The sequence below is a fragment of the Amycolatopsis sp. NPDC051716 genome (assembly GCF_040681595.1).
GTDB lineage: Bacteria > Actinomycetota > Actinomycetes > Mycobacteriales > Pseudonocardiaceae > Amycolatopsis.
The window spans coordinates 304,646-328,209 of record NZ_JBFAZA010000005.1; the positions used below are offsets into that span (position 1 = coordinate 304,646).

Here is a 23,564-nt window from a genome sequence, read left to right on the forward strand (position 1 = left end):
CCTATCCCACCGTCGCAGGAGGTCCTCAGGTGCCCAACCCCACCGGTCCGGTTCTCGTCGTGGACTTCGGGGCGCAGTACGCGCAGCTGATCGCCCGGCGCGTCCGCGAGGCACAGATCTACTCGGAGGTCGTCCCGCACAGCGCGTCCACCGAAGAGATCCTCGCCAAGAACCCCTCGGCGATCATCCTCTCCGGCGGCCCTTCGAGCGTGTACGCCGAAGGCGCCCCGGGCATGGACCCGAAGCTCACCGAAGCGGGCGTGCCGATGTTCGGCATCTGCTACGGCCACCAGCTGCTGGCCAGCGCGCTCGGCGGGGTCGTCGAGCCGACCGGGGTCCGCGAGTTCGGCCGCACCGAGGTCCGCGTGACCGGTGACGGCGGTGTCCTGCACGCCGGCCTGCCCGCGCACCAGCCCGCGTGGATGAGCCACAACGACAGCGTCACCAAGGCCCCGGAGGGCTCGGTCGTCACGGCGTCTTCGGACGGCGCCGAGGTCGCCGGCTTCGAGGACGTCGAGCGTCGCTTCGCCGGCGTCCAGTACCACCCGGAGGTCGCGCACTCGCCGCACGGCCAGGAGGTGCTGCGCCGGTTCCTGCGCGACATCGCCGGCATCGAGCCGCAGTGGACGACGTCGTCGATCGTCGAGGAGCAGGTCCAGCGGATCAGCGACCAGATCGGCGACGGCCGCGCGATCTGCGGGCTGTCCGGCGGCGTCGACTCCGCCGTCGCGGCCGCGCTCGTACAGCGCGCCATCGGCGACCGGCTGACCTGCGTGTTCGTCGACCACGGCCTGCTGCGGGCGGGCGAGCGCACCCAGGTCGAGCAGGACTTCGTCTCCGCCACCGGGGTCAACCTCGTCACGATCGACGCGCGGGAACGCTTCCTCGACGCGCTGGCCGGCGTCACCGACCCGGAGCAGAAGCGCAAGATCATCGGCCGCGAGTTCATCCGCGTGTTCGAGCAGGCCGAGCGCGACCTCAAGGCCGCGGGCGACTACCGGTTCCTCGTGCAGGGCACGCTGTACCCGGACGTCGTCGAGTCCGGCGGCGGCGAGGGCACGGCGAACATCAAGAGCCACCACAACGTCGGCGGCCTGCCGGACGACCTGCAGTTCGAGCTGGTCGAGCCGCTGCGGCTGCTGTTCAAGGACGAGGTCCGCCGCGTCGGCCTGGAACTGGGGCTGCCCGAGACGATCGTGCAGCGCCAGCCGTTCCCCGGCCCCGGCCTGGGCATCCGGATCATCGGCGCGGTCGACCAGGAGCGGCTCGACACCCTGCGTGCGGCGGACCTGATCGCGCGCGAGGAGCTGACGGCCGCCGGGCTGGACCGCAGCATCTGGCAGTGCCCGGTGGTGCTGCTCGCCGACGTCCGCAGCGTCGGCGTCCAGGGCGACGGCCGGACTTACGGCCACCCGATCGTGCTGCGGCCGGTGTCGTCCGAAGACGCGATGACCGCGGACTGGACGCGCCTGCCCTACGAGGTCCTCGAGCGGATTTCCACGCGCATCACCAACGAGGTCGCGGAGGTCAACCGGGTGGTCTTGGACGTGACGTCCAAGCCGCCGGGCACCATCGAGTGGGAGTGACCTCTCCCCGGACAGGGCTCGAGGCCCCGGCGTGGGATCCGGGGCCTCGAGTGATCCGGCGGGTCAGCGCCGCCGCTTGCTGCCGAACGACGCGGTGAGGAGCAGCAGCCCCACGAAGACCGCACCGCCGGCGACCACCCAGCGGAAGTCGAACGACGGCAGCCAGCTCGCGCCGTCCGAGAGGACGTACGCCGACACCAGCAGGGTCGCGACGCCGAAGATCAGGGTGATGACGTCCACGCCGCCGCGCTTGGCGGGCTGGGTGCCGGCCGGATCGTCGTAGGCGTAAGGGTTCTGGTCAGTCACGCCGCACCTCCACGTCGCCCACGTTGTTCGAGACCTTCAGGGTGATCTTCTGGCCGCCGACGCCGTCGGGGCCGTTGTCCGTGCCGATCAGCGCGGCCTCGCCGACGCCGTCGCTCTTGCGGTTGAAGCACGACGTCTCGCCGGCGCCGGTGTGGCAGTCGAAGGTGACGTCCGCGTTCTCCGGGACGGTCACCGTGGTGTTGCCGGCGCCGTTGGACACGGTCGTCGAGTACGGCGCTCCGGCGGGCAGCTCGGTCAGGTCGAGGTTGATGTCGCCCGCCGCGTGCTGGTACAGCGGCTTGAGCTCGGCCAGCGACTGCGGGGTCGGGCTGATGTCGCCGAGACCACCGCGGACGTCGAAGTTCTTGAACGGCGCCGCCGTCAGGACCAGCCCGGCGATCGCCAGCGGGATCGCGAGCCCGATCAGGCCGCGTCCGCCGCGGGCGAACGCGCCGGCGACCAGGCCGATCCCGACCACGCCGAGCACCAGGCCGACGATGTGCTGCGCGTCGAACCAGGTGGCGCCGTTGAGGCCGGCCAGCACGGCCGCGCCGGCGGTCACCACGGCCAGCGCGAACGTCGCGGAGCCGACCTTCGACCGGGGACGCCGCTGCGGCGCCTGGTACGACGGTGGGGGCGGCGGCGTGGGCCGCGGCTCCGGGGCGGGCGGAGCGTCGGGGAGGTCCCAGCCGGCCGGGTCGGCCGCCAGGGGATCCCAGCCGCGCGCCGGCGAAGGCGCCTCGGCGGTGTCGGTCATGGTGAAGGCTCCGTTTCCGGTGAAGGCCGGGTACGAGGTCCGCGCGGCGACCGGCGCGGGGCGGTTCTCGTGACCGCGGCTGCGGTGCAGCAGGTAGAGCGCGGCGGCGATGAGGGCGCAGCTGATGAGCCCGCCGCCGTCGAACCACGACCCGGTGATCGAGCCCCCGGCGCTGACGACGGTGAGGATCATGAGCACGACGGCGAACGCGGGCGACACCGACGACCGGCCGCGCCCGATCAGGCTTTCGAAGCCGGAGACCTCGTCGCTTTCGCCGGGCAGGAACAACCACCCCAGTAGGTAGAAGGGAACGCCGAAGCCGCCGAAGATCGTCGTGACCACCAAGGCGATCCGCACGACGACGGGATCGATCCCGTACCGCCGCCCGATGGCGGCGGCCACCCCGGCCAGCTTCCGCCCGGAGTGCGGCCGCCGGGGCCGGCTGTTCCAGAAGTCCTTGACGGTCTCCTCGAAGCCGTTCAGGACACCCGGCTTCGGCGACCGGGTTTCGCTCGCACCACTCATACCGAGAAGCATGCGACACCAGCGGCGGCGGGACATCCGGGATGGTCCCTGAGGTTTCCCGGAGGGGACACGGGGCGCAAAATCGCCCTGCAGGCCAAGCGGTACGGCGCCACCTCCGAGGTCACCGGTCCCGGTCTGCCGCAGCAAGGCCACCGGATCAGGGGTTTCCCCGATGGAACCGCACCCCGGTGCGTGTGACCATGGACGGCGTGCAGGAGTCCCTCGACCACGTCACCGCCGAGCAGGCGATCGCCACCACGGAACCGGGCGCGCCCAAGATGTTCCGGCGCCGGTCCGGGCGGGCCATCGCCGGCGTCGCCGGGGGGCTCGCCGATCACCTCGGCGTGCCGGTCGTCTGGGTGCGGACGGCCTTCGCGCTGCTCGCCGCGCTCAACGGCGCCGGGCTGCTCGCCTACGGCCTCCTCTGGGTGTTCGTCCAGCAGCAGTCCGAAGAAGCCGCGGAGCCGCCGACCCAGAAGGAACGCCAGCAGGCGTTCGGGCTGATCGCGCTGGGCGTCGGCCTCGCCGTCGCCAGCGGGACGCTCACCGGGTTCATCAGCGGCTGGGTCGCGGTGCCCCTGGCCGTCGCCATGATCGGTGCCGCGGTCGTCTGGCGCGAGGCCGACGAGTCGCAGCGCCGCCGCTGGAAGGTCGGCGCGAAGGACGGCTTCGCCGGGGCGTTCCTCGGCGGGGGCGGCTGGTCGGCCGCCATCCGGATCGTCGCCGGCGTCGCGCTGGTGATCACCGGCATCGGCGTCGTCGTGCTCCGCAGCGGCAGCCTCGACCAGGTCCAGTTCGCGCTCATCGCCGTCACCGCCACCCTGATCGGGGTCGCCGTGCTGACCGTGCCGTTCTGGCTGCGGCTGGTCCGGGACCTCTCCGACGAGCGCAAGGCCCGCATCCGCACCGACGAACGCGCCGAGATCGCCGCCCACCTGCACGACTCCGTGCTGCAGACCCTCGCGCTGATCCAGAAGCAGAGCGAACAGCCCCGCGAGGTCGCACGGCTGGCCCGCAGCCAGGAGCGCGAGCTGCGCGGCTGGCTCTACGGCCCCAACGGCTACGGCAAGCCCGCCGAGAACGTCGAGGAAGCGACCGGCCAGCTGTCCGAAGCGCTCGCGACGGCGTGCGGCGAGGTCGAGGACACCTTCGCGATCTCGGTCGGCCAGGTCGTCGTCGGCGACGCCGAGCTGGACGAATCGCTGGTGGCGCTCGTCCAGGCCGCGCGGGAGGCCATCGTCAACGCGGCCAAGCACGCCGGCGTCGACGAGGTCAGCGTCTACGCCGAGGTCGAGCCGACGGCGGTGACGGTGTTCGTCCGCGACCGCGGCAAGGGCTTCGACCCCGACCTCGTCCCGGACGACCGCCACGGCCTCGCCGACTCGATCCGCGGCCGGATGACCCGCCACGGCGGCACGTGCAAGGTCCGGACGGCGCCGGGCGAGGGCACCGAGGTGCAGCTCGCCATGCCGGTGAAAGCGGGCAAGGGAGCGGCGTGAGGCGGCTATGCTCGACGACGTGACGGACAACCAGCGTGAACCGGTCAAGGTCTTCCTCGTCGACGACCACGCGCTGTTCCGCGCGGGGGTGCGCACCGAGCTCGACTCGATCACCGACGAGGTCCGCGTGGTCGGCGAGGCCGGTTCGGTCGCCGAAGCGGTGGCCGGCATCGCCCGCACGAAGCCCCAGGTCGTGCTCCTCGACGTCCACATGCCCGACGGCGGCGGCGCCGAAGTGCTGCGCCGGGTCCGCCCGGAGCTGCCGGACGTGGTGTTCCTGGCCCTGTCGGTGTCGGACGCGGCGGAGGACGTCATCGCGGTCATCCGCGCGGGCGCCCGCGGCTACGTGACGAAGACGATCTCGTCGAAGGAGCTGGTCCGCGCGGTGGTCCGCGTCGCGGACGGCGACGCGGTGTTCTCGCCGAGGCTGGCCGGCTTCGTCCTGGACGCGTTCGCCGACCGCCCGGGTTCGGCGCCGATCAACGACCCCGAGCTGGACCTGCTGACGCCGCGCGAGCGGGACGTCCTGCGGCTGCTGGCGCGCGGGTACGCGTACAAGGAAATCGCGTCGGAGCTGTTCATCTCGGTGAAGACGGTGGAGACGCACGTGTCGAGCGTCCTGCGGAAGACCCAGCTTTCGAACCGCTACGAGCTCTCCCGCTGGGCTTCCGACCGCCGTCTCGTCTAGACCCGTTCCATGACCGGCGCCGCCGCCGGCACGCGCTTCGGGAGCCGCGTCAACGCCACGCCGCCGAGCACGACCACCATCCCCGCGATCACCCGCAGGTGCAGCTGCTCGCCGAGGAACACCGCCCCGAGCAGCACCGAAACCACCGGCAGCAGGTACCCGACCACCGAAGCCGCGACCGCGCCCTCGCTGGCCAGCAACTGGTAGTTCAAGGCGAACGCGATCCCCGTCGACCCGATGCCCAGCACCAGCACGGCCAGCAGCGGTCCCGCGGAAACGTGCACCGGCGCGAAACCGCCCGCCGGCAGCGCCAGCACCAGCATCCCGCTGGCCAGCACCATCTGCCCCGCCGAAGTCGCGTACGGCGACACCGCCGGGTCCGACAGGTACTTGCCCTCGTAGACGAACGCGAAGCCGTAGCTCGCCGCCGCCGCGAGGCAGCCCAGCGCGCCCCAGCTCAGCAGGCCCGACGCCTGCCACGGGGCGAAGATCAGCAGGATCCCGCCGAGTCCGAGGACCAGGCCCGCCAGCCGCGCCCCGGTCATCCGCGACGACGTCCCCATCAGTGGCGCGGCGAGCAGCACCCACAGCGGTGTCGTCGAGTTGAGGACGCCGGTGATGCCCGAATCGACCGTCGTCTCGCCGATCGCGAACAGCAGGAACGGCAGCGCGTTGTGGAAGAACGCCGCGACCGCCAGGTGTCCCCACGTCCGGCGGTCGCGTGGCAGCCGGGCCCGCTGCAGGCGGCACAGCACCAGCAGCATGGCGGCGCCGAGCACCAGCCGCGCCAGCACTAGCTGGACCGGCGAGAACATCCCCAAGCCCAGCTTGATCCAAAAGAAGCTCGAGCCCCACATCAGCGCCAGCGCACCGATCCTGAGCAGGGTCTTCGTCTCGCCCACTCCAGTCCTCCTTCGAAATCCGAAGTCAGCCTCACCCCGGCGAGACATAAGGACAAGCGAAATTAACTGCATGAACACTTAAGCCGAGCTGTACGATCGGGGCATGCTCGACGTCCGCCGCATGCAGGTTCTCCGCGCCGTCATCACCAGCGGGTCGATCACCGCCGCGGCCCGCAACCTGGGCTACACCCCGTCCGCGATCAGCCAGCAGCTGTCCACGCTGGAGCGCGAGGCCGGCACCGAACTGCTCGAACGCGTCGGGCGGGGCGTCCGGCCGACGGCGGCGGGTGCGCTGCTGTGCGAACACGCCGAGACGCTCAGCACCGAGCTCGCCAAGGCCGAGGCGGCGCTGACCGAGCTCAAGGAGGGCCGCACCGGCCGCGTCACCATCCGCTACTTCGCCACGGCCGGTGCGTCGCTGGTCCCGCCCGCCATCGCCGCGGTCCGCCGCGAGCACCCCGGCGTGCGCCTCGACCTCAAGCTCGTCGAGCCCGACGACCCGATGGTCGACGTCGAGACGGGCCACGCCGACGTCGCGATCACCGTCTTCCCGCGCCGGACGCCGCCCGCCAAGGGGGTCGAGCTGGTGCACCTGCTGGACGACCCGTACCGGGCCGTGCTGCCGAAGACCCATCCGCTGGCCCGCAAGCGCGTGCTCGACCTGACGGACTTCGCCGAGGAACCCTGGGTCGGCGTCGACGGCCTGCCCGGCATCTGCCGTGACATCCTGGACAGCGCTTGCGCGTCCGCCGGGTTCACGCCGAACGTCGTCGTCGAATCCGAGGACTACCAGACGGCGCAGGGGTTCGTGGCGGCCGGCATCGGCGTCGGCCTGATCCCGGAGCTGGGGCTCGGCGCACAGCACCCCGGCGTCGTCGTCCGCAGGATCCGCAACCCGGAACCCTTCCGCGCGATCCACGCCGCCGTCGCGTCGCGCGCCTGGGGCCAGCCGGCCGTCCGCACGCTGCTGGAAGCCATGCGCGCCGCGACCGCCAAGGTGGCCTAGACGAAGAACAGCTCGGTGACGAGGATGCCGACCAGCACCGCGGCGAGGATCGCGGCCACGGTGACCAGCGTCTTCTTCGACACCGGCAGGTTCCACGCCTCGGCCTGCTGCGCCGCGGCAGCGGGCGGCGGCGCGTACTGCGTCGCCTGAGGAGCCGGCGGCACCGGCGGGATCTGCTGAGTCGCCCCCTGCGCGTAGCCGGGCGGCGGCGTCATCGGGTACTGCGGCTGGAACTGCGGGCCCGACGGCGCCATCGGCGGCCCCTGGGGCGGCATCGGCGGGGCGCCCTGCGGGTTCGGCCAGCCGACGGGCATGGTCGGCATCGCCGGCGCGGTCGGCGGGATGAACGCCGTTTCGCGGCCTTCGGTGATCGCCTTCAGCGAGTGGACGGTGTCCGCCATCGTCGGGCGGGTGGTCGGGTCCGCGCGCAGCATCTTGCGCAGCGCCTCGGTCAGGACGCCCGAGTTCTGCGGCGGGCGTTCGGACGACAGGCCGTCGTCCCCGAACGGCGGCACGCCCTCCACGGAGGTGTAGAGCGTCGCGCCGAGGGAGAAGACGTCCGCCGCCGGCGTGCCCGGCAGCCCGCGGGCGACCTCGGGCGCCACGTACGCCGGGCTCGGCCCGCCGCCGCTGATGCCGATGTCGGTGAGCTTGACGCCGCCGTCGTCGGCCAGCAGCACCGTGCCCGGCTCGAGGGTGCGGTGCACGAACCCGGCCCCGTGGATGGCCGCCAGCGCGTTCCCGAGCTGGATGCCCAGCAGCGCCGCCTGGTCGGGGGTGAGCCGGCCGTGCTCGGCGAGGAACGTCGCCATGCTGCGCGACGGGATGTACTCCATCACCAGCCAGACGTCCTGGCCGTCCGGCAGCACGTCGAACACCTTGATCGCGCACGGGTGCTCGATCCGGGCCGCGTCCTTGCCTTCCTGCATCGCGGCGGCGCGCGCTTGCTCGGCACGCTCACCCGCGCCGACCGGCAGGTACATCCGCTTCATCGCGACGGTGCGGAACAGCCGCGTGTCGAACGCCAGCCACACGATGCCCGCGCGGCCGCGGCCGATCGGCTGGTCCAGCCGGAACCGGCCGCCGACGATGGTGCCTTCAGAACTCAAGACTGACCTCGGGTCACGGCGTGGTGGGAGTGGATGTCGCCACCGGCGTGGTGGGCGTCGTTTCCGGAGACGACTCTGTAGGCGGCGTCGTCTTCGGCGTCGTCTTCGGGCTGGTGGTCGCCGGCGTTTCGGTCGGCCGCGACGTCGTCGCGCGCTTCGACGACGAGGTCGTCTCCGACACCGGAGGGGGCACCTCCACCGGGGTGAACGAGTCCTCGGTCGTGGACGGCTCCGACTGCGACGTCGTGGCGGGCGACGACTTGGTGCTGGGCGCCGGCGCGGCCGGCGCCTCCGGGTTGTTCGGGCTCAGCAGCCAGACGACGAGCGCGACCAGGCCCACGACCACGACGCCACCGATGATCGCCGGGCGCTTCCACGCGCCGGGCTTGTCGTCGTCCTCGTCGACCGGGCTCAGCTGGGGCCGCGACCGGGCCGGGGGCGGCTCGGGATCGTCGTCGTAATCGTCGTAGTCGTCCTCGTACCCGCCCTGCTCGTGCGGCGGCACCGGCACGGCGCGGGTCGCGGCCAGGCCGGGCGGTACGCCCCCGGCCGCGTGGTGGTCGTCCTCGGCGTAGTGGCCGTACCCGTCGTAGTCGTCCTCCGGGTAGCCGGTGCCCTCCGGGTAGTCGTCCTCGTCGTAGAACGGCACGGCCTGCGTCGGGGCCCCACCGCCGTTGAGCAGCGTGCCCGAGTGACCGGCGGGGATCTCGTCGAACATCTGCGTCGCGTTCGGGTCGCCGACGGCGGCCGCACCGAGGACACCGGCGGTCGGCGCCATCATGGTCTCTTCCGCCGGGCCGCCGAGCGGCAGCTCACCCCGGGCGACGGCCGCGAGCAGCTCTTCGCACTCTTCGGCGGTCGGCCGGTGCTCGGTGTCCGGGTGCAGCAGCACCGCCAGCACGCTGGCCAGCGGCCCGGACTGGCGCGGCGGGTTGATCTGCCCGGCCGCGACCGCGTGCAGCAGGCTCAGCGTGTTCTCGGACAGCCCGAACGGCGGCTGGCCCTCGCACGCCGCGTAGAGCGTGGAGCCGAGGGAGAAGACGTCGGACTCCGGGCCCGGCTCGCCGCCGATGGCGACCTCGGGGGCCAGGTAGGCGGGGGTGCCGGCGATCATCCCGGTCTTGGTGACCGTGACGTCGTCCTTGGCCCGCGAGATGCCGAAGTCGGTGATCTTCACGGTGCCGTTGCCGCCGAGCAGGATGTTGCCCGGCTTGATGTCGCGGTGCACGATCCCGACCGCGTGCGCCTCGCGCAGCGCCGCGGCGACCTGGGCGCCGATGCGCGCCACCTCGGTCGGCGGCAGCGTGCGGCGTTCCTGCAGCACGGCGGCCAGGCTGGTGGAGTTGAGGTACTCCATGATCAGGCACGGCTGGCCGTTGTCGTCGGTGACGACGTCGAAGACGGAGATCGCGTTCGGGTGGTGCAGCCGGGCCGCGATCCGGCCCTCGCGCATGGTGCGCTGCCGGGCGTCTTCTTTGTCGTGCTCGTCCAGGTGCGGCTGGAGCAGGAGCTGCTTGATGGCCACGGTGCGGCCCAGGACCTCGTCGTGCGCCTGCCAGACGGCCCCCATCGCGCCCGTGCCGATCCGGCCGACGATGCGGTACCGATCGGCGACCAGACGACCCTCGTCGCTCACGCGACCTCCCTTTGGGCTCCGGCTTCACCAGGGCGTGCGGATCGGTGCCTGGTGAGGCGGCCACGAGCACGCCGCTTGGCTGGAGCGTATGCACATGTCGTGGGCTCTGAGCCGGCTTTTCCGAGACCGGCCCGTGACAAGGCTAGGCGCTCACTCTGCGCACACGAATTCGGCACGGGCACTTGAACCAGGGGTGAAGGGGTGGTCGCGGTGGGCTACATGTACTGGGCCGAGACGAGCTCGGCTTCGGTGATCAGCCCACCGCTGTCGGCGACCCGGAACAGCTGGGTGACGCGCACCAGCGCGCCGTCCGGCCGGTGCAGCGTCGCGACCGCGAGGATCGAGCCGTCCGGCTTGATCTGCGTGTCGGCTTCCTGGACGTCGATGGCGTCCATCGCGCTCCAGGTGCGGACCAGCTCGCCGGCCGTCCCCTGGACCAGGGCCGGGCTCAGCAGCGCCAGCGCGCCCGCCGAGTCGCGGGCGATCTTGGCGTAGAAGTCCTTGACGGCCTGGATCTTGCGGCTCGCGCTGCGGGCGTCGGCGGCCTGGTCCGGCACCGGGGTGTCGGCGGCCGGCGCCGGCTGGGTGCGGGGCTTGCCGTTCGCCGGCTGGGTGGCCGGTGTGTCCTCGGGGTGCGTGCCCGGCGTCGCCGGGCTGCGCCGCTCCGGCGCGCTGCCGCCGGCCTGGTGCTGCGGGACGGCGAGGCCACCGAGCTCGGCCGCGCCGGTGAACCCGGCTGGCGTGGACTGCCCGCCGGGGGAGGCGGCGCGGTGGGCGCTGGTCAGCATCGGCGCGGCGATCACGGCGCCGGCGACGAGCGCGCCCGCGGCGACGAGCCCGGTCAGCTTCGCGCGGCGCGCGAACCGGCTTTCCGGCTCGCCGGCGTCTTCGGCCTGCACCGGCTCGCGGGCGGGCTCGGTCCGCGACGGCAGGAATCGCTGCGGGTCGCGGAAGACCTGCTCGAGGTGGTCCCGGTCGGCGTCGGCGACGCCGTCCAGGATCTCGGCCGGGATGACGTCCTCGACGCGGACGGCGTGAGGTGACTCACGCCGTGTGCGCTGCCGATCAAGCACGAAAGTCCTCGCTCTGGGTTCCGGGGACGGTCACTCGGCTGTTCGCCGGGCTCCCGTTGGTCCGGTCGGCCGACTCGTAGCCGGTTTCCGGATTCGCTGTCGTCAGGTAACCCTGTGCGGACGGCGACCACCAGGCTCTGTCGCCGGAATGCCGTCGCAATACGACGAGCGGCAGCTTATGTCACCCACCCGGACCAGGCATAACCGCTCGGCGCACCGCACGTGCATCAGAACGGGCGAACCGCACGTGCAGGTTCGGCTACTGACCGTCAGCCGTGATCTTGTCGCCGTCGCCGAAGGTCAGCGTGCGCTCCTCGACGGTCTTGGTGCCGTCGGTGTGGGTGACCTCGACGGTGTTGACCGTGACGCCCCGCTGCTGGTCGATGCTGACCTTCTTGACTTCGAAGTAGGCGATGCCGGCGTACCGGTCGGCGAGCGCCTGCGGCCCCTGGTCGTGCAGGTGGCCGGTGGTCACCGACGACGCCGCGGACGGGTCGGTGGTGACGGTGTTGAAGAACTTCTCCGAGTTGTCCCCCATGGTCTGGGCGTCCGGCGGGAAGGAGTACCACCACGGCGGCTTGACCGGGGTCTCCCGCTGGGCGGGCGTGACCGGCGGCTTGCGCGGGCTCGCGCCCGGGCGGGCCGGTCCGGTCTTCACCGTGTCCGGGGTGGTGGTGCTCCGGGCGGGCGGGGGAGCCGCGCCGTCGACCGGCCCGGCACCACCACCGCGCTGGGTCTTCCCGGGGGTGTTTTCCGGCCGCGACGCGGATTCCGGCCCCGGCGCGGCGCCACCCTGCGTCGGCGGCCGGTGTTCGCCGGTGGGGTCGGCGATCGTCGGCACGCCCTGGTAGCCGGGCCAGGAGCCCTGCACGGCCTGGTCCACGGGCGGCTTCCCGACCAGGAAGGAGCCGGCGCAGAGGAGGCCGACGACCACGGCACCGGACGCACCGGTGGCGAACCAGGCCGCTTTCCGCCACGTCTTCGGCGGCGTCACCGACGCGGGAACGGACCCGATCGTGAAGCCACCCAGGCCGTCGAGGGGAGGGGCGGAGTAGATGCGGACGTCGTCATCGTCGACGTCCACACACCGCGGCGCGGGCGCGGCCAGCGAGACGCGGGTCCGCCGGGCGGCCAGATCGGCCCGGCTTTCGGCGGCCGGCGCCTCGTCCGCGCCGGGCTCGAGGTCATCGTCTTCGAAGGCGTCGAGCGGGAGACTGCCGTGCGCGGCCGGGAAGAGCGGCGACGAGGGCCGCCGGTCCCGCGGCTGCGGCAGCGACGGCTGCGGAAGGGGCAGGCACCCGGACACCGGCGGATCGGCCGGCGCGGATCCGGCTTCGGTGGCGCGGCGCCGGAAAGGGCGGTTGCCCGCCTCCGGCGATCCGGGCGGGTAGTGCCGCAGGGGGGGTGAGCCACCTTCGGGTGACTCGGCGGCCGCGTAGTACGGCCAGGAGAAGGAGTCACCCTCCGGCGGCTCGGTTGTTCCGCGGTAGTGCAGGGGGTGGAAGTCACCTTCGGGGGACTCGGCGGGTGCGTAGTGCGGCCAGGAACAGGTGCCGCCTCCCGACGGCTCGCCCACCCCGCGGTAGCGCAGCGGGTGGGAGCCACCTTCGGGCGGTCCGGCGGGCGCGTAGTGCGGCCAGGAGGAGCCACCCTCCGGCGCCTCGGTCGTTCCGCGGTAGCGCATCGGGGAGGAGCCACCCTCCGGCTCGCCCACCCCGTGATACCGCAACGAATACGAACCACCCTCCGGCGTCTCGGCAGAACCGTGGTGCCGCAACGGAAGCGAGCCCGGCTCCGGCGCGTTCCCGGCCGCGTGGTGGCGCACGGGGCGGTGCTGGGGCAGCGGTGGCGTCCAGCTCTCCGCGCCACCGCGCCGATGCCGCCCGGGATGCGCGGGCGCTGCGGCGTACCCGTGGAACTCCGTGCCTTGGCTCATGTGGGCTCGACCACCCGGCGGTGCGGTCCTGACGCCATCCGGCGGCGAGACGACCCGATCGGAGCACCCTCACGCGCGGAATCCTGTTCGGAATCCTGCGCAAATGCACGCGCACGCGACTGGAGGCGCGCGGGGCCAGTGCCCCCGCGCGTCTCGCGGGCCTCGCCCGACCCAGACGCAAGGGTCCTCACGCCGTCAACCCTAGGAGCATCCGGCGGAGAAAGTCGCCCCCAAACCTGCAAGTTGCAGAGGTTTCACTCGGTCGGGCGCGACCGAACGGGCGATGGTGACGCTGCGAAGTTTCACGCAGCGCCATCGGCCCTGATCAGGGGTTTCAGCCTCCCGTGCGGTAACGGTCCCGCGTGGACTGCAGCGCCTTCGTCGCCACCACGCCGCTACCGGCGGCGACGATGATCGCGAAGATGTCCAGCGTCGGTCCCCCGGCCGTGAGCAACCAGGCGAACAGCGAAGCCGCGGTGGTACCGCCGGCAACGGCCCACCTGCTCTTGACGTACTGCGCGACCGGAGCGCCTCCGGCCCGCTTACCCGCCGCGTTGTTGAGCAGCGCCAAATACCCCACATGGCCCAGCGCGGCCAGCACGCTCGCGAGCGCGACGATGACGGCGATGAGGTTCACGAGCCAGTCCATGGCCCCAGTCTGCCCGCACCGGGGGCGCCGGTGCCTCGGGGAAGTCCCCGAATTCGGGCAACCGTTACCGGCCGAGCCGCCCGCGGCCCAGGTTCAGCAGCGCCATGGCCAGCTGCCGGCCGTCCGGGCCGAGCTCGCGGTAGCGCGCGAGCACGTCCATCTCGCGGTTGTAGACGATGCGTGTGCCCCCGGCGGCCATCCGCGCGGCCCCGATCGTCTTGGACACCTCGACCCGGCGTTTGACCAGCCGCAGGATCTCCTTGTCCAGCCAGTCGATCTCCTCCCGGAGCGACGAGATGTCGTCGCCCGCGGGAGTGTGCTCGGCGGGCTGGCCGTCGGCGTTCGTCGCGTGTGCGTTCATCGGGACCTCTTCCTCGAAGCCCGGACCCGGCCCCAGGGACGGCGACAGCCCCGGGTCCGTGGACTCCGGGGCTGGCGTGATGGCGGTTCGGGCACTACGCGATCACGGGAGCCGGAGTCCGGTTCCCGTAAAAAAATCGCTTCGCGTGGCGCCGCATGTGCTCAGTATGGCACAGCGGCACGGGGCCGCTCCCGGACCGAGCGCACCCGGGCGTGGACCAAGAGGCTCACCCCGAGCCAGAACACCGGGAACGCCGGCCAGAAGAACCCGGCGCCCAGCACCGCCCACCGGACGACCACCAGCACGGCGATCGCGACCACGATGGCGAGGTGGACGCGCAGCGCGGGATGGCGCCGCAGCGTCTCCCGGGTCAACGGGAAGCCGGGCGACGGTGGCGCGGGCCGCGGCAGGTCGGTGGTGAGCGCGGCGAGTTCGTCGGTGAACTTCGCGGAGTAGACGCGGCTGAGCCGTTCTTCGACCTCGTCGAGGGTGAGCCGGCCTTCGGCACCGGCGGTCTGGACGGTGGTGGCGACGCGTTCACGATCGGCGTCGGCGGCCCGGATGCGGGCGGAGCTGGTGTCTTCCATGTCCACCGATGCTCCGCGCGTGGCGCCCGCGGCGCGTCGGGTGGCAGGCGACATCCGGCCCTACGCCCAGCGCCGTAGCCGCTCGCGCCGGAGGCACCGGCTCGCGTCGGCACGCTGTGCCGCACTTCCACCCACCCGGGGTAGCGTGGACGCACGATGGACACCCTCTTCGATCTCCCCGCCGCGACCCCTGTGCGCAAGCCCGCCGCCGGCGGGCAGGCCGAGCTGCTCGACGACCTCAACCCCGCCCAGCGCGAAGCCGTCACCCACGCCGGTGGCCCGCTGCTGGTGGTGGCGGGCGCGGGATCGGGCAAGACCCGGGTGCTGACCCGCCGGATCGCCTACCTGCTCGGCCAACGCCGGGTGCATCCCGGCGAAATCATGGCGATCACGTTCACCAACAAGGCCGCCGCCGAAATGCGCGAGCGCGTCGCCGCGCTCGTCGGGCGCCGCGCGAACGCCATGTGGGTGTCGACGTTCCACTCCATGTGCGTGCGGATCCTGCGCCGTGAGGCCAAGATCCTGGACATGTCGTCTAGCTTCTCCATCTACGACTCCGACGACACCAAGCGGCTGATCACGTTGGTGGCGCGGGACCTCGACATCGACCCGAAGCGCTACGCCGCCCGCACGCTCGCCGTGCACATCTCGAACCTGAAGAACGAGCTCACCGACCCGGAGACGGCGGCGGCGAACGCGGGCAACGACCTCGAGCGCCGCGTCGCCGAGGTCTACGTCGAGTACCAGCGGCGGCTGAACCAGGCCAACGCCTTCGACTTCGACGACCTCATCATGCGCACGGTCTCGCTGCTGCAGGCGTTCCCGGACGTCGCCGAGTACTACCGGCGGCGGTTCCGCCACGTGCTGGTCGACGAGTACCAGGACACGAACCACGCGCAGTACACCCTGGTCCGCGAGCTGGCCGGGACCGCGCCGAACGAAGCGGGCGTCGAGCCGGCCGAGCTGGTCGTCGTCGGTGACGCGGACCAGTCGATCTACGCCTTCCGCGGCGCGACGATCCGCAACATTGAGGAGTTCGAGCGGGACTTCCCGAACGCGCACACCATCCTGCTGGAGCAGAACTACCGCTCCACGCAGACGATCCTGAACGCGGCCAACGCCGTGATCGAGCGGAACCCGAACCGGCGGGCCAAGCGGCTGTGGACGGACGCGGGCGACGGCGAGAAGATCGTCGGCTACGTCGCCGACAACGACCACGACGAGGCCGCGTTCGTCGCGGGTGAAATCGACGCGCTGGCGGAGAAGGGCGAAGCCGACTACTCCGACGTCGCCGTCTTCTACCGCACCAACAACCAGTCCCGCGTCTTCGAAGAGATCTTCATCCGGCTCGGCCTGCCGTACAAGGTCGTCGGCGGCGTGCGGTTCTACGAGCGCCGCGAGGTCCGCGACATGATCGCGTACCTGCGCGTGCTGGCGAACCCCGAGGACACGGTCAGCCTGCGGCGCGTGCTGAACGTGCCCAAGCGCGGCATCGGCGACCGCGCGGAGGCCGTCGTGGCGACGCACGCCGAGCGCGAGCGGATCTCCTTCGCGGCGGCGCTGCGGGACGCCGTCGAGGGCAACGTGCCGTTGCTGAACCCGCGCTCGGTCAAGGCGATCAGCGGGTTCGTGGCGCTGCTCGACGAGCTGGGCACGCTGGTTTCGGACGGCGCCGAGGTGCACGACGTCCTGGAAGCCGTGCTGGAGAAGACCGGCTACCGCGTCGAGCTCGAGGAGTCGGAGGACCCGCAGGACCACACGCGCGTGGAAAACCTCGACGAGCTGGTCACGGTCGCGCGGGAGTTCACCGAGATCACCGCCGCGGTCGTCGCGGACGAGAACGCCGAGCTGGTCGTCGAAGAGGGCGTTCCGGCGCCGGGCTCGCTGCCGGCGTTCCTCGAACGCGTTTCGCTGGTCGCGGACGCCGACTCGGTGCCTTCGCCCGACGGCGGCGACGAAGGCGACGGCGGCGCGGGCGTGGTCACGCTGATGACCGTGCACACCGCGAAGGGCCTGGAGTACCCGGTGGTCTTCTGCACCGGCTGGGAGGACGGCGTCTTCCCGCACATGCGGGCGCTGGGCGACCCGACGGAGCTGGCCGAGGAGCGACGGCTCGCGTACGTCGCGATCACGCGTGCCAGGAAGCGGTTGTACGTCTCGCGCGCGATCACGCGCTCGGCGTGGGGCCAGCCGTCGATGAACCCGGCTTCGCGGTTCCTCGACGAGCTGCCGCCGGACCTGGTCGACTGGCGGCGGCTGGAGCCGTCCAGCAGCGGCTTCGGCTCGTTCGGTTCCGGTTCCCGCGGCACGCCGCGGGCGGCGACCACCTGGGGCGGCCGGCGGTCTTCCGCGCCGTCTTCGTCGGGCACGCCGTCGTTCGGCAAGGGCTGGAAGGACACGGTGGCGCTGAAGCTGGACGTCGGCGACCGCGTCAGCCACGACAAGTACGGCCTCGGCACGGTGATCTCCTGCGACGGCGTCGGCCCGCGGGCCACGGCCACGATCGACTTCGGCGCGGCGGGCAAGGTCCGGCTGATGCTCATCGGCAGCGTTCCGATGGTGAAGCTCTAGCGCCACTCGTCCGAGTGAATCCGGCGGCGATCTCTCCGATCGCCGCCGGAATCGTCGTACCCACCCGGTAGAACTGACCCCGCGATCGAACAAAGGTTCGACGGAGGGGGTAATGCGGTGTGGACGCGGTGCTGTTTGGGCTGCTGGCCGAAGGGGTACAAAAATATCTGCGAGGAGTCCTGGGGTCGACGGTTCCGGATCGGGGTCGGGAACCTTCGGGGGCTTCGGGAACTTCTTCGCGTGCGGGAGCGGAGGCGTGCCGGCTGGCCGCCGCCTGGCGAGCGCTGCTCAGGCAGCACGAGCTCGGCGCGGACGGGCGCTGTGTCACCTGCGGCCGGGGACGCCGCTGGACGACCAGAGCCCGGAGTGCCGCGCGTGTCCGCTCCGCGGGGGGCGCGGGGGGAGCCGTGCCCTGGGGCTGGCTGCCGGTTCGGCGGCCGGCGGAGCTGTGCACGGTGTGGCAGATCGCGGTGGCCTACTTCATCCGCCGGTTACCGGGCGGGCAGCGATAGGCGGTTGCGGGCGCTGAGGCGCCTGTGGGGGGCCTGGATCGGATCTTCCGCGGCTGCGGACGCCGACGGGGATGCGCGGCGGCCTGGGGCGTTTCCGCTGCCGGGCGAGATCGACCCGGGTGAGTTCCGCCCGAAAAGCGCCGGCGCGGTCGGCTCCGGGACTCCGCCGGAACCGCTTGCTGACGTCCGGCGGCCTCGGGCGGGGAGCGAAGACGTACCCGATATGAGTGTTTGTGTTTGGCCCGTAGCGGCCAACCTTGATCTTGTGACCGGTTTCAGCGTACGAGCGGCTCAGCGGAGCGGGTGTTCTCAGCGCTCTTCGTCGGTTGCCGCTGCCCGCGGTGTCCCGGCCGGAGCGGGTAGTCGCTCTACGGCCGGGTTTCCGCTGTCGTACGCGTTGGTGGTGCCTGCTCCCGCGCGGGGAGCGAACGGATCAGAGAACGATGCCGCGCGCGGCCAGCCAGGGCCGGGGGTCGATCTTCTTGCTGCCGTTCTGCCACACCTCGAAGTGCAGGTGCGGGCCGGTGCTCTGGCCGCGGTTGCCGATCTCGGCGATCTGCTGGCCGCACTTGACCTTCTGGCCCTCCTTGACGGAGAAGCTGTTCATGTGGCCGTAGACCTGGATCGTGCCGTCGTCGAGCTGGACCCGCACCCAGAGGCCGAAACCGCTGGCGGGGCCGGCCTCGATCACGGTGCCGTCGGAGGCGGCGTAGATCGGGGTGCCGATGGCGTTGGCGATGTCGATGCCGAGGTGGCTCGTGCCCCAGCGGGCACCGAAGCCCGAGGTGAAGGTGCCGTGCGCGGGCAGGCAGGTCTTGGGGCGGGAGGCTTCTTCGGCGGCCTTCTTGGCGGCGTCGGCTTCGCGCTGCTCGCGAGCCTGCGTGACAGAAGCGCTGTCAGCGAGCTTCGCGGCTTCGGCGGAGGCGTCGACGGTGTGGCCGGTGGGCAGGAGTTCCGGAGCGCCCCCGGAGCCCGCACCTCCCGCGGTCAGCGAAGCGCTGGCGTCCTGGCTGTTGGCCAGCGGCGTGATGGCGGTGTCGGAATCGGTGACTGTCTTGAGGGTCGAGCCCGCAGCAGCAGCGGCGAACGCACCAGCCGCAACAGCGGCAACCACGACACGGCCGCGAAGGGCCGAAGAGGGCGGGGCGATGCGGTGCGCACCCCGGACACGAACGACCGCACCTTCCAGTGCGTCCTTCAATGCCGGGGAAGGAGCTTGGCCGCCGGGGGAGCGGTGTGAAGCCAAGACAGGGGCCTTCCATCGTCGGGGAGCCGGGTCGAGGACTGTGGGCGGGGGAACCCGGTGAGCCAACCTCGGGGGTGGTTTGCTCGCGTCCTACTTCGTGACCTGACTGTAATGGGGACCTCGGGACAGTAACGAAGGGGTACCGCTGTCGGCAAGGCGTGCCCCCGCTGTCGGCCGATCGGGTGGAACCGGCACCCCGCTCACCTGTGTAAATCACCCAAAGTTAGAGGGGGTTTACGGCGTTCGGTGTGACTTGCCTTACAGGCTTGACGGGTGGTGAAGGTCCGCCGAAAGGCCCAACGGGGCCTTCGGAGGCCTCGAAAGGCCCCCGAGAGCCGCCGAAGGCCGGAATAACGGATTGCAGAGGAGGGTTGAAGCACATCCGACGACTCGCGCCCCGCCACGGCTCCCGGGCGGCGCGAACTTGCTAGCGTCGCGGGCAATATGCCCCCACGCGCAGAGCCCCCCACCGGAAGCACCCCCGGCCCCCGCCGAGAACCCGAGGCACGAGGCCCGGCCAACGCGGCCCCGAGCCCACCGGCCGCCGGTCCGGGCGACCCCAAGCCGGACGCCACGGGCACGGGCCGGAGTCAACAAGGTTCCGACGCACCGACGCGCCCGGTGCCTGCCGCCGGAAGCGCGGCAGATGGTTCCGGCGGCGCCAACCAGCCTGGTGAGCCGACGCGCCCGGTGCCTGCCGCCGGAAGTACGGCCGGTGCGCCCGGAGTTTCGGCTGCGTCTGTGGGCGGTTCCGCCGACCCCGCCGACCTAGGCCAGTCCGGTGAGCCGACGCGTCCGGTGCCTGCCGCGGGAGGCGCACCGCGCCCCGACCAGCCCGGCGAGCCGACGCGGCCCGTGCCCGCCGCGGGGAGCGCGCCCGGAGTTTCCGTCAAGCCCGCCTCGCCCGGCCGAACTGCCCGCCCGTCCGGCAACCCGTCGCAGCCAAAGCCGCCGGCCCGCCGCACCGAGCCACAATCCTCAACCAGCAACGACAGCGACCTCTGGGCCGACGACACGGAAACCCACCCATCGAGCGCCCTGAAAACCGCCCTGGTCCTGGCCGCTCTCGGTGCCGTCTCGCTCGCCGCAGCCGCCGTCGTCCCCGTCTCGCCCGCCGCCGGGCCCGGGTTCACCAGCTGGCCGTGGCTGGCCCTCCTCGCCCTCGCTCCCGCCGTCGCCGCGATCTGGTTCGCCGCCGTCGGGAAGCCCGGCCTCGGCGGTGGCCTCGTCCTCGGCCTGGCCGCCCTCGCTCCCGGGCGGCTGGTCCTCGACCTGCAGTTCGCCGCCAACGGCCCGCTCACCATCCGGCCCGAGCTCTACCTGCCCGACCGGTTCCTCGGCAGCTCCGCCGTCGGCGGCGGGTTCTGGCTGCTCGTCGCCGGGCACGTGTTGACCGCGGCCGCCGGGGTCGTCGCCTGGCGGGCCCTCCGGAACCACGACGAACCCGAACGACGGCGGTGGCGGCTGCTCGTCCCGCTGCTCGCCGTCGTCGCCGGGGCGGGGCTGCTCACCGCGCCCGTCCACTCCGACAACGGCTTCCTGCTCGCCCGCGCCGCCTTCGAAGGCCCCTGGCCCGCCCTCGGCGGCTACCTCCTGATCGCCGCCGCCCTGCCGCTGGCCGCCGTGCTCGCGCTCGCCGCTCCGGCCGAGCACGTCGCGCGGGGTGCTCTCGCCGGGCTGGCCGCCGCTGCCTTCGGGGTGGCCGCGCCGCCCGTTCTCGCCGGGCTCTTCCGGGATGATCTGCACGTCACCTGGGGACCCGCGCTCGCGCTCGTCGCGACGGCCATCGTCGCCGGTCTCGCGGGCACGCGGTTGACCGAACGCACCGAAAATTCCGAAACCGACCTCGCCGGCAGCGCGAAGCTCCCCGGCCTCTTCTGGTGGCGGCTCACCACCGGCCTGCTCGGTCTCGCCACCGTCATCGCCGCGCTCATCGGTGCCTTCGCGCCGCAGGTCGCCGTCACCGCGCTGAACCCGGGCGCCACCACGCCGGTCAGCGCCGCCGCCGAGAGCCCCGCGCGCTGGTTCCTCCTCGTCGCCGCGCTGGTGCTCGCCGTCCCCGCCGCCGGCGTGCTCGTCCCGAAGACCGCCGCCGTCGCGCGGCCCGTGCTCGGGGTCGCCTGGGCGGGGATCGTCCTGGCCGGCACGGCCGTCCTCAACACCGCGCTGACCGCCACCCAGGCCGGCAACCTCGCCGGCTTCGGGGGCGCGGCCGCTCCCGTCTTCAGCTACGACCTCGGAGCCGGCGCCGCCTGGACGTTCGCCGCGCTCGTGCTCGCCGCCCTGGCCGCCCTCGCCGCCGCCGGCACCGGTGTCGTCGAACGCGAAGACGCCGGGGACGGCACCGAGCCGGACCGCCGGACACTCACGCCCGCCGCGGCCGGGGCCATCCTGGCCGTCGCCGCGTTCGGGCTGCCCGTCTTCGCCGTTCCCGGCTACGTCGCCGCCGGCCTCTGGTCCCATCTCGACACGCCCTCGTGGGGCCTGCTGACCGCCGCCGCGGTGGTTGTCGGCGCGGCCGCGCTCGCGACGCGATCCCGGCCGAAACCGGCGGCCGCCCTGCTCGCCGGGGCCGCCCTGCTGACCGCGCTGCACGCCGCGGAGCTGCCGCTCGTCGGCGGCTCGCTCGGTGGGGCGAGCCCGGCTGCCGGGTTCTGGGTCGCGCTCGCCGCCACGGCCGCGTTGCTCGCCGCCGCCGGCCTGTCGGCCGCAGGCAGGCCCGCGGCCGGGGAACGCCGCGCGCCCGCGGAAGGCCGTGCGCCCGGGGGAAGGCCGTGACCACGGGGAAGGCCGTGCCCCGTGAACGCCGTGCGCCCGGAGAACGCGATGCGCCGTGAACACCGCGCGCCCGAGCAACGCCCTGCGCCCGGGGGACGCCGCGCGCCCGGCGAACGCCGCGTGCTCGGGGAACGGCGGTGAACGCCGCGCGCCTGGGAGCGGCCGTGAACGCCGTGCGCCCGGAGAAGGCCGTGCCCCGTGAACGCCGTGCGCCCGGAGAACGCCGTGCGTCGTGACCGGCTGCGGGTGCTGCTCGTCGAGTTCACCCGCCCCGACCCGGCCGCCGTCCCGCTGGGCCGCGCTCTGCGCGACGACGGCGTGGAGGTCGTCCACGCCGGGCCCGTGGCCACCGTCGAACAGATCCTCCGCACCGCCGACCAAGAGGACCCGGACGCGGTCGGCGTGCTCGGCGCCGTCCCGCCCGAAGACCTCGGGGACGCGCTCGGGGGTGTCCCCGTCTTCACCGCCGAGACCGCCTCGGAGGTGGTGAAACGGCTCGCCGGTGGGCGGTCTCACACCGGTGAAGCACCGTCTGACCGCGTACGGTGACCGACTTCACCAGGTGCGGAGTCCCCTGCGTCTGCGCAGGTCGCTAACCTCGACTGGTCCGACAGCGCGGTCCGGTCGCGGACCACCTGCAGTGGCGTGTCGTCAGGAGACTGGAGTAGTGGACCTCTACGAGTACCAGGCGAGGGATCTCTTCGCCGCCCACGGAGTACCGGTTCTGCCGGGCTCGGTGGCTAGCACCCCCGAAGAAGCCAAGGCCGCCGCGGAGCAGATCGGTAACCAGGTCGTCGTCAAGGCGCAGGTGAAGGTCGGCGGCCGCGGCAAGGCGGGCGGCGTCAAGCTGGCCCAGACCCCGGACGAGGCGAAGGAGAAGGCGGAAGCCATCCTCGGCCTCGACATCAAGGGCCACATCACGCGTCGCGTGCTCGTGGCCGAAGCCTCGGACATCGCGTCCGAGTACTACTTCTCCTTCCTGCTGGACCGGTCCAACCGGACCTTCCTGGCGATGGCGTCCTCCGAGGGCGGCATGGAGATCGAGCAGCTCGCCGTCGAGCGCCCCGAGGCGCTCGCCAAGATCCCGGTCGACTCGATCACCGGTGTCGACAAGGCGAAGGCGCTCGAGATCCTGAAGGCCGGCAACTTCCCGGCCGACATCATCGACGAAGCCGCCGACGTCGTGGTGAAGCTCTGGGAGACCTTCGTCTCCGAGGACGCCACCCTGGTCGAGGTCAACCCGCTGGTCCGCGACCCGCAGGACAAGATCATCGCCCTCGACGGCAAGGTCACCCTCGACGAGAACGCGGACTTCCGCCAGCCGGGCCACGAGGCCCTGGTGGACAAGGACGCGGAGAACCCGCTCGAGGCGAAGGCCAAGGCCAAGAACCTCAACTACGTCAAGCTCGACGGCCAGGTCGGCATCATCGGCAACGGCGCGGGCCTCGTGATGTCCACTTTGGACGTCGTGGCGTACGCGGGCGAGAAGCACGGCGGCGTGAAGCCGGCGAACTTCCTCGACATCGGCGGCGGCGCGTCGGCCGAGGTCATGGCGGCCGGGCTGGACGTCATCCTCAACGACTCCGACGTGAAGAGCGTCTTCGTCAACGTCTTCGGCGGCATCACCGCCTGCGACGCGGTGGCGAACGGCATCGTCGAGGCCCTGAAGATGCTGGGCGACGAGGCCAGCAAGCCGCTGGTCGTCCGCCTGGACGGCAACAACGTCGTCGAGGGTCGCCAGATCCTGGCCGACGCGAACCACCCGCTGGTCACCGTGGTGGACACAATGGACAACGCGGCCGACAAGGCTGCCGAGCTCGCCGCGGCAGGTGCGTGA

At 72.4% G+C, this 23,564-nt stretch carries 19 protein-coding genes; 8 read left to right on the plus strand and 11 right to left on the minus strand.

The annotated features are described in order from the left end of the window. Positions 1-29: 29 nt before the first annotated feature. Positions 30-1,586, plus strand: a complete 1,557-nt coding sequence (gene guaA / locus AB0M30_RS09300; RefSeq protein WP_364581790.1) for a glutamine-hydrolyzing GMP synthase — start codon at positions 30-32, stop codon at positions 1,584-1,586. Between the two features lie 63 nt (positions 1,587-1,649). Here guaA and AB0M30_RS09305 read toward each other — a convergent pair whose 3' ends face one another. Together AB0M30_RS09305 and AB0M30_RS09310 are read right to left on the minus strand one after the other, a co-directional pair. Next, positions 1,650-1,892: a hypothetical protein gene (locus tag AB0M30_RS09305; RefSeq protein ID WP_103342481.1), complete on the minus strand. Its 243-nt coding sequence runs from the start codon at positions 1,890-1,892 to the stop codon at positions 1,650-1,652. After that, positions 1,885-3,174, minus strand: coding sequence for a PspC domain-containing protein (locus AB0M30_RS09310; protein ID WP_364581794.1), 1,290 nt, complete (start codon positions 3,172-3,174; stop codon positions 1,885-1,887). The genes AB0M30_RS09305 and AB0M30_RS09310 overlap by 8 nt, the downstream gene beginning before the upstream one ends. A gap of 194 nt (positions 3,175-3,368) precedes the next feature. On the opposite strand from AB0M30_RS09310, the gene AB0M30_RS09315 reads away from it, so the two are divergent. Then, positions 3,369-4,673 carry a PspC domain-containing protein gene (locus tag AB0M30_RS09315; RefSeq protein ID WP_364581893.1) on the plus strand — a complete coding sequence of 435 codons (1,305 nt, stop codon included), beginning with the start codon at positions 3,369-3,371 and terminating at the stop codon, positions 4,671-4,673. Positions 4,674-4,680: 7 nt separating this feature from the next. Further along, positions 4,681-5,361 (plus strand): response regulator transcription factor, encoded by a 681-nt coding sequence (locus AB0M30_RS09320; protein WP_103342484.1) that lies wholly within the window; start codon positions 4,681-4,683, stop codon positions 5,359-5,361. Here AB0M30_RS09320 and AB0M30_RS09325 read toward each other — a convergent pair. Continuing rightward, on the minus strand, positions 5,358-6,263 hold the full coding sequence (locus AB0M30_RS09325; RefSeq protein ID WP_364581797.1) for a DMT family transporter: 906 nt from the start codon (positions 6,261-6,263) through the stop codon (positions 5,358-5,360). The two genes, AB0M30_RS09320 and AB0M30_RS09325, sit on opposite strands and share 4 nt — an antisense overlap. 103 nt (positions 6,264-6,366) lie before the next feature. Here AB0M30_RS09325 and AB0M30_RS09330 point away from each other — a divergent pair, with 103 nt between their 5' ends. Then, positions 6,367-7,269 carry a LysR family transcriptional regulator gene (locus tag AB0M30_RS09330; protein WP_364581800.1) on the plus strand — a complete coding sequence of 301 codons (903 nt, stop codon included), beginning with the start codon at positions 6,367-6,369 and terminating at the stop codon, positions 7,267-7,269. On the opposite strand, the gene AB0M30_RS09335 is transcribed toward AB0M30_RS09330, so the two are convergent. From AB0M30_RS09335 to AB0M30_RS09365, 7 genes are all read right to left on the minus strand, one after another. After that, positions 7,266-8,378 (minus strand): serine/threonine-protein kinase, encoded by a 1,113-nt coding sequence (locus tag AB0M30_RS09335; RefSeq protein ID WP_364581803.1) that lies wholly within the window; start codon positions 8,376-8,378, stop codon positions 7,266-7,268. The genes AB0M30_RS09330 and AB0M30_RS09335 overlap by 4 nt on opposite strands. 13 nt (positions 8,379-8,391) lie before the next feature. Next, positions 8,392-10,014: a protein kinase gene (locus AB0M30_RS09340; RefSeq protein ID WP_364581806.1), complete on the minus strand. Its 1,623-nt coding sequence runs from the start codon at positions 10,012-10,014 to the stop codon at positions 8,392-8,394. 215 nt (positions 10,015-10,229) lie between these two features. After that, positions 10,230-11,087 carry a hypothetical protein gene (locus AB0M30_RS09345; RefSeq protein ID WP_364581810.1) on the minus strand — a complete coding sequence of 286 codons (858 nt, stop codon included), beginning with the start codon at positions 11,085-11,087 and terminating at the stop codon, positions 10,230-10,232. Positions 11,088-11,346: 259 nt separating this feature from the next. Continuing rightward, complete coding sequence (locus AB0M30_RS09350) at positions 11,347-12,771, minus strand: hypothetical protein (protein WP_364581813.1); 1,425 nt, start codon at positions 12,769-12,771, stop codon at positions 11,347-11,349. Positions 12,772-13,357: 586 nt separating this feature from the next. Then, on the minus strand, positions 13,358-13,672 hold the full coding sequence (locus AB0M30_RS09355) for a hypothetical protein (RefSeq protein WP_013222708.1): 315 nt from the start codon (positions 13,670-13,672) through the stop codon (positions 13,358-13,360). Positions 13,673-13,736: 64 nt separating this feature from the next. After that, on the minus strand, positions 13,737-14,033 hold the full coding sequence (locus AB0M30_RS09360) for a chorismate mutase (protein ID WP_364581816.1): 297 nt from the start codon (positions 14,031-14,033) through the stop codon (positions 13,737-13,739). Positions 14,034-14,194: 161 nt separating this feature from the next. Further along, positions 14,195-14,620 (minus strand): DUF1707 domain-containing protein, encoded by a 426-nt coding sequence (locus tag AB0M30_RS09365; protein WP_364581819.1) that lies wholly within the window; start codon positions 14,618-14,620, stop codon positions 14,195-14,197. Between the two features lie 156 nt (positions 14,621-14,776). Between AB0M30_RS09365 and pcrA the strand changes: the two genes are divergently transcribed. Continuing rightward, positions 14,777-17,191 (plus strand): DNA helicase PcrA, encoded by a 2,415-nt coding sequence (gene pcrA / locus AB0M30_RS09370; protein ID WP_364581822.1) that lies wholly within the window; start codon positions 14,777-14,779, stop codon positions 17,189-17,191. A gap of 945 nt (positions 17,192-18,136) precedes the next feature. On the opposite strand, the gene AB0M30_RS09375 is transcribed toward pcrA, so the two are convergent. Continuing rightward, entirely contained in the window at positions 18,137-18,817 is a 681-nt protein-coding gene (locus AB0M30_RS09375) for a M23 family metallopeptidase (RefSeq protein WP_364581823.1), read from the minus strand. 930 nt (positions 18,818-19,747) lie between these two features. Between AB0M30_RS09375 and AB0M30_RS09380 the strand changes: the two genes are divergently transcribed. The 3 genes from AB0M30_RS09380 to sucC all read left to right on the plus strand — a co-directional run bounded on the left by AB0M30_RS09380 (position 19,748) and on the right by sucC (position 23,564). Beyond that, positions 19,748-21,727: a hypothetical protein gene (locus AB0M30_RS09380; RefSeq protein WP_364581825.1), complete on the plus strand. Its 1,980-nt coding sequence runs from the start codon at positions 19,748-19,750 to the stop codon at positions 21,725-21,727. A 225-nt stretch (positions 21,728-21,952) separates the two neighbouring features. Continuing rightward, complete coding sequence (locus AB0M30_RS09385) at positions 21,953-22,276, plus strand: hypothetical protein (RefSeq protein ID WP_364581896.1); 324 nt, start codon at positions 21,953-21,955, stop codon at positions 22,274-22,276. 118 nt (positions 22,277-22,394) lie between these two features. Next, on the plus strand, positions 22,395-23,564 hold the full coding sequence (gene sucC, locus AB0M30_RS09390) for an ADP-forming succinate--CoA ligase subunit beta (protein ID WP_360172324.1): 1,170 nt from the start codon (positions 22,395-22,397) through the stop codon (positions 23,562-23,564).

Coding starts and splice junctions, on each gene's coding strand:
- AB0M30_RS09355 (WP_013222708.1), bottom strand. CDS start 13,672: ATGGACTGGCTCGTGAACCTCATCGCCGTCATCGTCGCGCTCGCGAGC.
- pcrA (WP_364581822.1), top strand. CDS start 14,777: ATGGACACCCTCTTCGATCTCCCCGCCGCGACCCCTGTGCGCAAGCCC.
- AB0M30_RS09365 (WP_364581819.1), bottom strand. CDS start 14,620: ATGGAAGACACCAGCTCCGCCCGCATCCGGGCCGCCGACGCCGATCGT.
- AB0M30_RS09330 (WP_364581800.1), top strand. CDS start 6,367: ATGCTCGACGTCCGCCGCATGCAGGTTCTCCGCGCCGTCATCACCAGC.
- AB0M30_RS09360 (WP_364581816.1), bottom strand. CDS start 14,033: ATGAACGCACACGCGACGAACGCCGACGGCCAGCCCGCCGAGCACACT.
- AB0M30_RS09320 (WP_103342484.1), top strand. CDS start 4,681: ATGCTCGACGACGTGACGGACAACCAGCGTGAACCGGTCAAGGTCTTC.
- AB0M30_RS09310 (WP_364581794.1), bottom strand. CDS start 3,174: ATGAGTGGTGCGAGCGAAACCCGGTCGCCGAAGCCGGGTGTCCTGAAC.
- AB0M30_RS09350 (WP_364581813.1), bottom strand. CDS start 12,771: ATGCGCTACCGCGGAACGACCGAGGCGCCGGAGGGTGGCTCCTCCTGG.